The sequence below is a fragment of the Sphingopyxis indica genome, from assembly GCF_032879645.1.
GTDB classification, from domain to species: Bacteria; Pseudomonadota; Alphaproteobacteria; order Sphingomonadales; family Sphingomonadaceae; genus Sphingopyxis; species Sphingopyxis indica.
Genome location: NZ_CP076394.1, coordinates 1,746,229 through 1,758,021, shown reverse-complemented (window position 1 = coordinate 1,758,021; position 11,793 = coordinate 1,746,229). Strand labels below are relative to the sequence as shown.

Here is an 11,793-nt window from a genome sequence, read left to right as displayed (position 1 = left end):
TAATAATATTACGGATATTGAGGGTCGCTCTACACGGCAAGGCGGGCAGATTCAACGGCGCGCGCGCAATAATTGTTTCGCGCAGAGGCGCAGAGATCGCAGAGAAGAAGGATAAAATGATTTCACGCGGAGACGCGGAGAGAGGGCGCTTGCCGCGAAGCGGCCTTTCTCATCCTATGCCGCGCCGTGGCGCAACGTCGATATGGAATGGGGCTATCGGCCCGGCGCTTCCTCTCCGCGCCTCCGCGTCTCCGCGTGAACCTGTTATCCGTCTTCCTTCTCTGCGATCTCTGCGCCTCTGCGCGAATCTATTTATGTGATTTCTGCCCGAACCAGTTTTTCGCACATGCGCGCCAGCCACTCAGCAAAGCGTGTTTGGCCGGCCGCGTCGGCGACCAGATCCTGGCGCATCTCGATCCCGACATAGGGAATATCGTTCGCCTCGGCGTGGCGGTTCATCGTCGCGTTGAGCAGCTTGCCCGAATAGGGAAGCTGGTCGCCGACGGTCAGCCCTTCGGCTTCGAGCGCGGCGATCGCCGGCGCCGCGAGCCGCGCGTCGGCGTTGTAGAGCACGCCGACCTGCCACGGCCTCTCCTGCGCCGGATCGCTCGCAAGGTGCGGAGTGAAGCTGTGGAGCGAAAGGATCATCGCGGGCCGCGCCGCCGCGATCACCGCCGCGATATGATCGTGATAGGGGCGGAAAAAACGCGCGATCCGCGCCTCGCGGCCCGCATGATCGAGCGCATTGCCCGGGATCGCATGGCCGTCGCTGGCGATCGGGATCACCCCCGGCGCGTGCTCTTCGCGGTTGCAATCGACGACGAGACGCGAGACGCCGCCGAGGAGCGCGGCATCGACTGCGCCGCCCTCGACGAGCAGCGCCGCGACCTCGGCGACGCCGATGTCGATCGCGATATGCTCGCGCAGCAAGGCCGCGTCGATGCCGAGGTCGATGTCCGCGGGCACATGCGCCGAGGCATGGTCGCCGATCAGAAGAACGCCGCCGGCGCGCGGCGTCCCGAGGTCGCGCCACGCTTCGCTCACCGCAGCCGCCCGCTCATCTGCCACCATTCGGGGCGACGCTCGCGCAAGTGGAGCGCCGCGGCGTCGCGTTCGGCAGCGGCGTCGAACAAGGCAAAGCAGGTCGCGCCCGACCCCGACATGCGCGCGAGCCACGGACGCAGGCCGCCGAGTTCGGTCAGCACATCGGCGATCACCGGACAGCCGGCGATCGCGGGGCGCTGCAGGTCGTTGCGCGCCGCGAAAAGCTGCGCGCGCAGGTCGGCACCGGTGAACAGCGGCCCGCGATCGACCCCATCCCACGCCGCGAATACCGGCCCGGTCGCGACCGGCGCGCGGGGATTGACGAGCAGCACCGGCGTATCTTCGAGCGCCAGTTCGGGCACCGGGCTAAGGTCGTCTCCCGTCCCGACGCCGAGGCACGTCTCGCTCGCGACACAAGCGGCGATGTCGGCGCCGAGCGGGCTCACCACCCGCGCCAGCGTCGCATCGCCAATCTCGGGCAGAAAATGGCGGCGGACGAGCCGCGCCGTCGCCGCGGCGTCGGCCGACCCGCCGCCGATGCCCGCCGCGACAGGGAGCGCCTTGGTCAGCCGGACGGCGAGCGGCGGCACGCGGGCAGTGCCATAGCGCTCGCGCAGCAATGCCAGCGTTCGCAACACCAGATTATCGGCCCCCGCGTTCAATCCTTCGGCAAATTCGCCGTCGATCGCCAGCCTGTCGGCATCGGCTACCTCGGCCACGATCGCGTCGCCCGCATCGACAAAGGCGAAGAGCGTCTCGATGTCGTGATAGCCGTCGCTGCGCCGCCCGCGGACGTGCAGCGCGAGGTTGATCTTGGCCCAGCCGGTCTCTTCCACTGCCGTCACCCGCTCAGGGGGCGACGGTCGCGGGGCTCAGCCCGTCGCGCAGCTTGGTCTCGATCCGCGTCGCCATATCGGCGTCGGCGACGAGCGCCGCGGCGCGCCAGACATAGCGCGCCGAAAATTTCCGCCCGCTTTTCCAATAGGCATCGCCCAGATGCTCGACGATCACGGCATTTTCGGGATCACCGCGCTGCGCCCGTTCGAGCAGCGGCACCGCTTCGTCGACGCGTCCGGTCAGGAAATAGGCCCAGCCGAGCGAGTCGGTGATGCTGGGGTTCTGCGGCGCCTGTTTCCACGCCGCCTCGATCCGCGCGAGCGAGGCGTCGACGTTGCGGCGCCGCTCGAGCGCCGAATAGCCCGCGAAGTTGAGGATCGCCGGATCGTTCGGCCGCAACGCCACCGCCTTTTCGATCAGCGGTTCGGCCTTGTCCCAATCGTCGGCCTGTAGCGCAAGGTCGGCCTCGGCGATCAGGACCGTCGCGCGCAGGTCGCGGTCCCTGTCGTCGTCGCCGAGCGCCGCTTCGAGCCGCGCATAGGCCCGCGCCGCAGCGGCGCGATCGTCCGACTGGCGCGCGAGATCGGCGAAGCGGATCAGCAGGCTGCGCGGCGCGTCGGCATCCGCGACCGCGCTTTCGGCGAGCCGCAGCGCCTCAGCCTCGTCGCCCGCATCGAGGAGGAGTTCGGCGCGGCGCATGAGAAGGGCCGGCGGCAACGACGCATCGCCGGGCAGCAGCGCGAGCGCATCGCCCGGCTGCTCGTTGCGTTCGAGCGCCTCGACCAGCGTCGCACGCACCTGCCAGTCGCTGTCGTTCAGCCACCAGGCGGCGCGCGCAAAGAGCAGCGGCACCGAAGGGCTGCCGTTCGGGGTGCGCGCAATGCCGTCGGCGAGCAGGCCGAGCCAGTGCGCGACACCGGCGCGCGGGGTCGATATCGGCTGGTCGGGGAGCAGCAGCAGCGGGTCCTCGCGTTCGCCCGCCGCGAGCGCGATGCGCGCGCGCAGCCGCCGTGCGGCCTCGCCTTCACCGATCTTGTCGAGCGAAGCGGCGACGCGCAGCGCGACGAGCTGGCTCGACCGGTCGGTGAGCCCGATGGTATCGAGATGCCGCACCGCTTCGTCGGTCCGGCGCGCCGCGAGTTCGACCAGCACGGCTTCGAGCTGCAATGCCGGTTGGGGCCGTGCGGCGGGAAAGGCCGCGAGCAGCCAGCGTTCGGGCCGTTTTTCACGCGACCCCACGTCAATCCAAGCCGCGATCGCCGGGTCGATCAGCTTCGAAATGACATCGACCCCGGCCTTGTCCTGCCGCGCGGCGAGATAGCTGCGCACCGCCTTCCAGTCCGAGCGGCGCAGCGCGTCGACGATCAGCACGAGCTGCGCGTCGAAGCGGCGGTTGCCGTCGTCCCAAAGCGTGGCGGCCGCGCTGCGCGCCGCGGCGAAATCGCCCGCCTCGATCGCCTGTTCGAGCATGCGGCCGTGCAGCCCCGGCAGGCCGGGCGCGTGGCTCGACACGGCGGTCAGCGCCGACAGCGCGGCGGCGGGCTCGCCCGCCTCCTCGGCAAGCCGCGCGCGCACGAACGCGTCGAGCGCCGCCTCGACGTCGTCGGCGGCCCGTGCCGGCACCGCGGGCAACAGCGCGACGGCGAGCGTCAGGATCGCGGCGGCGCGGACGGTCCTACATGTTCGGATAATTGGGGCCTCCGCCGCCTTCGGGAGTGACCCAGTTGATATTCTGGGTCGGGTCCTTGATGTCGCAGGTCTTGCAATGGACGCAATTCTGCGCGTTGATGACGAACTTGGGCTCGCCCTCCTCCTCACCGACGATCTCATACACCCCCGCCGGGCAATAGCGCTGCGCGGGCTCGTCATAGAGCGGCAGATTATATTCGACCGGGATCGACGGGTCCTTGAGCTGAAGGTGGCAGGGCTGGTCTTCCTCGTGATTGGTGTTCGAGAGGAACACCGACGAGAGACGATCGAAGGTCAGCACGCCGTCGGGCTTCGGATAGTCGGGCTTCGGCATCATCTCGGCGCGATAGAGCGTGGTGTTGTCGGGATGATGCTTCATCGTGAACGGCATACGGATGCCCAGCGTCTCGGCCCACATCGTCATGCCCGACAGGATCGTGCCCGCCAGGTCGCCATATTTCTCGACGAGCGGCAGCACGTTGCGCACGACGCTCAGCTCTTTTTTGACCCAGCTCGCGTCATAGGCCGCCTGATAGGCGTCGAGCGTGTCGCCCGCGCGCCCCGCCGTCACCGCGGCATAGGCCGCCTCGGCCGCCATCATCCCCGATTTCATCGACGTGTGCGTGCCCTTGATGCGCGGCACGTTCAGGAAACCGGCGCTGTCGCCGATCAACGCGCCGCCCGGAAAGGCGAGCTTCGGCACCGACTGCCAGCCGCCGTCGCTGATCGCGCGCGCGCCATAGGAAACGCGCTTGCCGCCCTTCAATATCTTCGCGATTTCGGGGTGCGTCTTCCACTTCTGCATCTCCTGAAAGGGGGAGATATGCGGGTTGCGATAGTTGAGCCAGGTCACGAAGCCGAGCGCCACCTGTCCGTTCGCCTGATGATAGAGGAAGCCGCCGCCATTGGCATTTTCGTCGAGCGGCCAGCCCTGCGTGTGGATCACGCGGCCCGGCGCATGGTTGGCGGGGTCGATGTCCCACAATTCCTTGACGCCGAGGCCGTAAACCTGCGGCTCGCAATCAGCGTCGAGCGCGAACTGCGGCTTCAATTGCTTGGTCAGGTGGCCGCGCGCGCCTTCGCCAAAGAGGGTATATTTCGCATGGAGTTCGAGGCCCGGGGCATAGTCCGGCTTGTGGCTGCCGTCGCGCGCGACGCCCATATCGCCGGTCGCGACGCCCTTCACCGAGCCGTCGTCATTATAGAGGATTTCGGCGGCCGGGAATCCGGGGAAGATTTCGACCCCCAGCCCCTCGGCCTGCTCGGCGAGCCAGCGGCAGAGATTGCCGAGGCTGCCGGTATAGGTCCCCTTGTTGTGCATGAAGCCCGGCGAAATGAATTCGGGCAGGCCGAATTTCTTCTTTTTCGTCAGAATCCAGTGCTGATTATCGTTCACCGGCACTTCGGCGAGCGGACAGCCGGACTCGCGCCACTCGGGCAGCAGCTCGTCGAGCGCCTTGGGGTCGATCACCGCGCCCGACAGGATGTGCGCGCCGACTTCGGACCCCTTTTCGAGGATGCACACCGACACGTCGGTGCCCGCTTCGTTCGCAAGCTGCTTGATGCGGATCGCCGCCGACAGCCCCGCCGGACCCGCGCCGACGATGACCACGTCATAGGGCATCGATTCCCGTTCGCTCACCGAAAATACCTTTCTGCCGTCCCCGCGCCGATCATTCACCGCAACCGGCGCTCATTTTGTCACGAAAAGCGATGCCCGCCAATTGACGTATCCGTCAACTCCTGTCTCAAACAAATTGATGGGTGGGCAAAATACAGCCTTGCTGGCGCAAAGCTATTGCGACTGGTGGTCGCTTGCGGGCGTCGATGCGCTCGTCGGCGAGGCGCCGGCGGGGTGGCTGACGCCGCCCGCGGCGAACGATGCAGCGACGAAAGCACGGCCCGTGGCACCCGCCGAAGCCGAACCGCCGCCCCTTCCCGCAGCCCTGCAACGCCAGGCTCCCGCCGACGTTCCCGAAACCAAAGGCCCGGTCGAGATGCCGGCCGACTGGTCAGCGTTCCAAAGCTGGCTCGCCGAACATCCCGACGTTCCGGGCAGCCAATGGGACGCGCGCCGCGTGCTCCCCGTTGGCGATCCGGGCGCGCCGCTGATGCTGCTCACCGCATGGCCCGAAATCGACGACCAGCGCGACGGCGCTCTGTTCGCCGGGCCGGCGGGGCAGCTTCTCGACGCGATGCTGCACGCGATCGGCACGACGCGCGGCGAATGCTATCTCGCGAGCCTTGCCGTCACGCGGCCGCCGGGAGGACGCTGCGACGCGGCCGATGTCGAGGCGCTCGACCGCCTGCTCTGGCATCATCTGACGCTCGCGCGGCCCGGCCGCCTGCTGCTGATCGGCGGGGACATCGTGCGGATGGCGGCGGGCCTTGCCCTCCCCGATGCGCGCGGAAGGTTACTCGAAATTAACCATCAGGGCGGCAAGATGGCGGCGGTGGCGGTCGCGAGCCCCGCGATGCTGCTCGCCCGGCCGGCGCACAAGGCAGCCGCCTGGGATAGCCTGAAACTGTTCAACCGGGGACGTTGACCGATGTTGAAACCGACCATGGCCTTGACCGCCTCGCTTTTCCTTGCCGCTGCGGCCGTCGCAGCGCCGGCGATGGCCGCCGACGCCGGCGCGCCCGGCATGGCATCCGCGGCACAGACCGTTCCCGACATCCTCTCATCGAAACAGAAGCAATATTATTCGCAGGTGCTCGCGGCGATCCGCGGCGAGCGCTGGGCCGAGGCACAGGCGCTCCTCGCGGGCGCCGATGACGACGGACCGCTCGACGATTTCCTGCGCGCCGAATATTGGCTCGCCGCGAACAGCCCGCGCGCCGAAGTTTCGGACCTGATGCCGATCCTGTCACGCTCGCCGTGGCTACCGCAGGCGGCGCAGCTCGGCCGCCTTGCGACCCGCCGCGGCGCGACCGACTTGCCGTCGCTGCCGCCCGAAGTCTCGCTCAGCTGGTCGGGCAGCGCGCCGCGCCGGCTCGGCGCCGACACGGTCAGCGATCCCTTCGCTGCGGGGCTCGCCAGCAGCATTCCCGACCGGATCAAGAACGACGATCCCGCGGGCGCCGAGGCGCTGCTCAACAGGGTGATCGACAAGCTCAGCCCCGCGGCGCGCGCCGAATGGACGCAAAAGGTCGCCTGGTCCTATTATATCGAGAATGACGACGCCAATGCGCTGCGCCTCGCGCGCGACTGCACCGGCGGGCGCGGCGCCTGGGCGACGCAGGGCGCGTGGGTCGAAGGGCTCGCCTCGTGGCGCACCGGCGACTATCGCGGCGCCCTCCTCGCCTTCGACCGCGTCGCGCGCGAAGCCCCCGACAGCGAACTCCGCGCCGCGGGCTATTATTGGTCGGCGCGCGCCGCGATCGCGGTCGGACAACCCGAACTCGTCCAGCCGCGCCTGCGCGCCGCCGCGGCGAATCAGGAAACCCTCTATGGCCTGCTCGCGCTCGAAACGCTCGGCGAAGAGCCGAAGAGCCAGCGCGAGGACCTGCGCCCCGACCGCAGCGCATGGCGCGCGCTCGAGAAACAACCAAACGTCCGCGCCGCGATGGCGCTCGCCGAGATCGGCGAGGACGGCTATGCCGGCGAAGCGCTACGCCATCAGGCGAAAATCGGCGATCCGCGGCAGCACGAGCAGTTGATCGGCATTTCCGAAGCGCTGAGCCTGCCCGAAACGCAGCTCTGGCTCGCGCACAACACGCCGCAGGGCCGCCGCCTCGCCGCCTCGACGCGCTATCCGCAGCCGAACTGGCAGCCCGCCGGCGGCTGGAAGGTCGACCCGGCGCTCGTCTTCGCGCATACCTTGCAGGAATCGCGCTTCCAGCGTGCGGCGGTCAGCCCCGCCGGCGCCTATGGGTTGATGCAGGTGCGGCCCGGCACCGCGGGCGACATCGCGCGCTGGGACGGCGACAAGATCAAGGCCGCGCTCAGCGACCTCAAGACGCCCGAGGTCAACATGGACCTCGGCCAGCGCTATCTGCAATATCTGAGCCGCGAGTCGGCCACCGGCGGCCTGCTGCCCAAGGTCATCGCCGCCTATAACGCCGGCCCCGCGCCCGTCGCGCGCTGGGAGACCGAGGTTCACGACAATAACGACCCGCTGCTCTATATGGAATCGATCCCCTATTGGGAAACGCGCGGCTATGTCGGCACCGTGCTGCGCAACTATTGGATGTACGAGGCGCAGCAGGGCAAGCCGTCGGACAGCCGCGCCGCGCTCGCGCAGGGGAAATGGCCGCGCTTTCCCGACGGCAAGGACCGCATCCGGCTGACCGCGGTGGGCGGCCTCGGCCATGCCGATTGACGAAAGCCGGACGTTCAAGCCGGTCCGCATAGCGCTTCTGACCATTTCCGACAGCCGCAGCGCGGCCGAGGACACGTCCGGCGACGCGCTCGAAGCGCTGCTGACCGGCGCCGGTCATATCCTCGCCGCGCGCGCGATCATCCGCGACGAGATCGACCTGATCGTCTCGCGCCTCCACAACTGGATCGACGACGCGCAAGTCGATGCGGTCATCACCACCGGCGGCACCGGCCTCACCGGCCGCGACGTGACGCCCGAGGCGCTGCGCCGCCTCGACGGCAAGGATATTCCGGGCTTCGGCGAGTTGTTCCGCTGGCTCAGCTATCGAACGATCGGCACCTCGACGATCCAGTCGCGCGCCTGTGCCGTCGTCGCGCGCGGCACCTATATCTTCGCACTGCCCGGCTCGACCGGCGCGGTGAAGGATGCATGGGAAGGCATTCTCGCGACCCAGCTCGACAGCCGGCACCGGCCGTGCAATTTCGTCGAACTGATGCCGCGACTGATGGAATAGGCCGCGCATACTCTGCTCGTCGCCCCGGACTGGATCCGGGGTCCATCGACGCCAGTAGAATGGATGCCGGATCAAGTCCGGCATGACGAGGGAACAAGAGCCGAATTCCGGATTTGTTCTTTATTTGTTCCCATCGTCGCGCTATCCTGCGCCGGTGGACCCCGCCAAGCCCCTGCCCCCGATCGCCGGCCGCGGCGCGCCGGCGAATCCGCGTCCGACGCGCACCGGCTCGCTCGACCGCGCCGCCGACGGCGACTGGCTCGACGCGGCCGAAGAGATAGACGGCGCCGCGCCGCCGCTGCGCACGACGGTGACGGTCGAGCATCCCAAAACGATCATCGCGCGCAACCAGTCGCCAGACATCGGCTTCGATCGTTCGATCAACCCCTATCGCGGCTGCGAACATGGCTGCATCTATTGCTTCGCCCGGCCGACGCACGCCTTTCACGACCTGTCACCGGGGCTCGATTTCGAAAGCCGGCTGTTCGCCAAGCCCGATGCCGCGAAACTCTTGCGGCAGGAACTGGCGAAGCGGGGCTACAAACCAGCGCCGCTGGCGATCGGGACCAACACCGACGGCTATCAGCCGATCGAGCGCGAATGGCGCGTCACGCGCGGGATCGTCGAGGTGCTCGCCGAGACGCGACACCCGCTGCTCATCACGACCAAGTCCGACCGGCTGCTGCGCGACATCGACCTGCTCGCCGACATGGCGCGCGACAATCTGGTCGGCGTCGCGATCTCGGTCACGACGCTCGACCCGAAGGTCGCGCGCACGCTCGAGCCGCGCGCGCCGCATCCGCAGCGCCGCCTCGCCGCGATACGGAAGCTGATCGACGCGGGGGTGCCGACGCAGGTGAACATCTCCCCGATCATCCCCGCGATCACCGATCACGAGATAGAGGCGATCATGGCCGCCGCCGCCGGGGCCGGCGCAATCCGCGCGTCCTATATCCTGATGCGCCTGCCGTTCGAGGTCGCGCCGCTCTTCCGCGCCTGGCTCGACGCGCATTACCCCGACCGCGCCGCGAAGGTGATGCATATGGTGCAGGACATTCGCGGCGGCCGCGACAATGATCCGAACTTCTTCAGCCGCATGAAAGGCCACGGCATCTGGCCGCAGCTGATCCGCCAACGCGTCAAGCGCGCCGCGCGCGAACATGGCATGGACCGCAGCTTCCCGCCGCTGCGCTGCGACCTGTTCCGGCCGCCCGAACGCGATGGGCAGATGGCGTTGTTCTGAAAACCCCGTCGCCCCCGAGAAGGCGGGGGCCGCTGGTATCGTGCTGAAACGATAGAGCGCGATCAACTTTGAGTGGAGCGCTTGCAATGGGCGTGTGTCCCCGCAAAGGCGGGGACCCATCTCCGGCCGGTTCAAGCTGGCACCAGCAGCAGATGGGCTCCCGCCTTCGCGGGAGCATACGCGTTTCAATGAAAGAGGATCATGCTCTAGCGGCCCCAGCTTTCGCTGGGGCGACGGGTGGTTCAAGCCTCCGCCAACGACTTCAGCCTGTAATCCTTGTAATCATCCCTGATCTGGCGCTTCAGAATCTTGCCCGTCGCGGTGTGCGGCAGCTCGTCGACGAAGACGATTTCGTCGGGCAGCCACCATTTCGCGACCTTGTCCTTCAGATAATCGAGGATGTCCGCCTCGCCGACATCGGCGCCGGGTTTCTTGACGATCAGCAGAATCGGCCGCTCGTCCCATTTGGGGTGATAGACGCCGACCGCTGCGGCTTCCTGAACCCCCGGCGCGCCGACCGCGGCATTTTCGAGTTCGATCGAGCTGATCCATTCGCCGCCGGACTTGATGACGTCCTTGGCGCGGTCGGTGATCTGCATCACGCCGTCGGGGTGGATCACCGACACGTCGCCGGTGTCGAACCAGTCGCCCTCATCGACCGCATCTTCATCGGCGCGGAAATAGCGGCGGATGATCCACGGCCCGCGGATCTGCAATCGCCCGCTCGTCCGGCCGTCGCGCGGCAGTTCGCTGCCCTCGTCATCGACGATGCGCAGCTCGACGCCGAAGGGCGGGCAGCCCTGGCGGCAGACCATGTCGACCTGTTCGTCGAAGCTCATATCGTCCCAGTTCCACGGGCGCTTGCCCATCGTCCCGATCGGGCTGGTTTCGGTCATGCCCCACGCATGGCCGACGTCGATGCCGGCCCGCATGAAGCGCTCGATCATCGCGCGCGGCGCCGCCGAGCCGCCGATGATCACGCGCCTGAGCTTGCCGTAACCGATCCCCGTCGCGTCCATATGCGCGAACATCGCGATCCACACCGTCGGGACGCCCGCACTGTGCGTCACCCCTTCATCGTGCATCAGGTCGCAGAGCACCTGCGCGTCGTTGGTTGCCGAAAAGACGAGCTTTGCCCCCACGGTCGCCGCGGCATAGGGCACGCCCCAGCTGTTCGCATGGAACATCGGCACGATCGGCAGCACCACGGCGCGGTTCGACAGGTCGAAAACGTCGGGCTGAATTTCGGTGATCGCGTGAATGACGTTCGAGCGATGCTCATAGAGCACGCCCTTCGGATTGCCGGTCGTCCCGCTGGTGTAGCAGAGACCGACCGGATCGTTCTCGTCGAGTTCGACCCATTCGAAGCGCCCGTCCTCGGCCTCGACCAGATCGCGGTAGGAGAGGTAGCCCTCGCGCGCCGGCGCGTCGAACAGCACGAAATGTTCGACGGTGGGGAGCTGGTCGCGCAGTCGCTCGACGATCGGCAGAAAGGCCGCGTCGAAGAAGAGCATCCGGTCCCCGGCATGGTTGATGATATAGACGAGCTGTTCGTCGAACAGGCGCGGGTTCACCGTGTGCAGCACCCCGCCCATCCCGGCGGTGCCGTACCAGCTGACGAGATGGTGGCCGTGGTTCATCGCGAGCGTCGCGATCCGGTCCCCCTTCTTCATCCCGAGTTTCGTGAGCGCGGCGGCGAAACGCCGCGCATCGGTGCCTACCTCACCCCAGGTCGATCGCGTCATGCTGCCATCGGCCCAGCGCGTCACGATCTCGCGCCCGGCATGTTCGCGCGCGGCGTGGTCGATCAGGCTGGTGACGAGCAGCGGCTGGCCCTGCATTCCCATATCGGCATCCTCTTTGTTGTTTGGCTTGTGGATAGGGTGGTCGGTGCCGCGGACGCAAGGGGCAAAGCTTTCTCCGTCGGGAACGAATTTCCCCCTTTGGCGAAGCATGCCGATTGAAACCCGGCTGGCAATGGCAGCTTCGGGGTGGATATCCGTCATGCCGTCTTTCGTCGTCGCGGCCCGGGTTCCAAAGTTCAGGAAAGGTCAGCCCATTGCGTCCCCCGATCTGGACCGGGAGGATTGCCGAACGCATCGCGCGCGCCTCGCCGCGGCCGCACGCGCGAACTAGGCAGCGAC

9 protein-coding genes are annotated in these 11,793 nt (G+C 67.6%); 4 read left to right on the top strand and 5 right to left on the bottom strand.

The window, feature by feature from the left end; translation table 11 throughout:
* Positions 1-312 precede the first annotated feature (312 nt).
* The 4 genes from KNJ79_RS08260 to KNJ79_RS08245 are packed head-to-tail and all read right to left on the bottom strand — an operon-like array spanning position 313 to position 5,212.
* Positions 313-1,044 (bottom strand): N-formylglutamate amidohydrolase, encoded by a 732-nt coding sequence (locus KNJ79_RS08260; protein WP_317153538.1) that lies wholly within the window; start codon positions 1,042-1,044, stop codon positions 313-315.
* Positions 1,041-1,889 carry a 4-(cytidine 5'-diphospho)-2-C-methyl-D-erythritol kinase gene (locus KNJ79_RS08255; protein ID WP_317153537.1) on the bottom strand — a complete coding sequence of 283 codons (849 nt, stop codon included), beginning with the start codon at positions 1,887-1,889 and terminating at the stop codon, positions 1,041-1,043. The genes KNJ79_RS08260 and KNJ79_RS08255 overlap by 4 nt, the downstream gene beginning before the upstream one ends.
* 4 nt (positions 1,890-1,893) lie before the next feature.
* Positions 1,894-3,504 carry a tetratricopeptide repeat protein gene (locus KNJ79_RS08250; protein WP_317153888.1) on the bottom strand — a complete coding sequence of 537 codons (1,611 nt, stop codon included), beginning with the start codon at positions 3,502-3,504 and terminating at the stop codon, positions 1,894-1,896.
* A 52-nt stretch (positions 3,505-3,556) separates the two neighbouring features.
* The gene (locus KNJ79_RS08245) at positions 3,557-5,212 is read right to left on the bottom strand and encodes an electron transfer flavoprotein-ubiquinone oxidoreductase (RefSeq protein ID WP_317153536.1); all 1,656 of its coding nucleotides are present in this window, start codon (positions 5,210-5,212) and stop codon (positions 3,557-3,559) included.
* 118 nt (positions 5,213-5,330) lie between these two features.
* On the opposite strand from KNJ79_RS08245, the gene KNJ79_RS08240 reads away from it, so the two are divergent.
* The 4 genes from KNJ79_RS08240 (at position 5,331) to KNJ79_RS08225 (ending at position 9,649) form a co-directional block, all read left to right on the top strand.
* Complete coding sequence (locus tag KNJ79_RS08240; protein WP_089214300.1) at positions 5,331-6,116, top strand: uracil-DNA glycosylase family protein; 786 nt, start codon at positions 5,331-5,333, stop codon at positions 6,114-6,116.
* A gap of 3 nt (positions 6,117-6,119) precedes the next feature.
* A complete protein-coding gene (locus KNJ79_RS08235; protein WP_317153535.1) occupies positions 6,120-7,892 on the top strand; it encodes a lytic transglycosylase domain-containing protein in 1,773 nt (590 codons plus the stop codon).
* Complete coding sequence (gene moaB / locus KNJ79_RS08230; RefSeq protein ID WP_317153534.1) at positions 7,882-8,406, top strand: molybdenum cofactor biosynthesis protein B; 525 nt, start codon at positions 7,882-7,884, stop codon at positions 8,404-8,406. Before KNJ79_RS08235 ends, moaB begins: the two co-directional genes overlap by 11 nt.
* A 154-nt stretch (positions 8,407-8,560) precedes the next feature.
* Entirely contained in the window at positions 8,561-9,649 is a 1,089-nt protein-coding gene (locus tag KNJ79_RS08225) for a PA0069 family radical SAM protein (protein WP_394357159.1), read from the top strand.
* A gap of 242 nt (positions 9,650-9,891) precedes the next feature.
* On the opposite strand, the gene KNJ79_RS08220 is transcribed toward KNJ79_RS08225, so the two are convergent.
* A complete protein-coding gene (locus tag KNJ79_RS08220) occupies positions 9,892-11,496 on the bottom strand; it encodes a long-chain fatty acid--CoA ligase (RefSeq protein WP_317153533.1) in 1,605 nt (534 codons plus the stop codon).
* Positions 11,497-11,793: the final 297 nt, after the last annotated feature.

Excerpts from the sequence above, each read along its gene's own strand:
- KNJ79_RS08240 (WP_089214300.1), top strand. The coding sequence starts at position 5,331 with ATGGGTGGGCAAAATACAGCCTTGCTGGCGCAAAGCTATTGCGACTGG.
- KNJ79_RS08235 (WP_317153535.1), top strand. The coding sequence starts at position 6,120 with ATGTTGAAACCGACCATGGCCTTGACCGCCTCGCTTTTCCTTGCCGCT.
- moaB (WP_317153534.1), top strand. The coding sequence starts at position 7,882 with ATGCCGATTGACGAAAGCCGGACGTTCAAGCCGGTCCGCATAGCGCTT.
- KNJ79_RS08220 (WP_317153533.1), bottom strand. The coding sequence starts at position 11,496 with ATGGGAATGCAGGGCCAGCCGCTGCTCGTCACCAGCCTGATCGACCAC.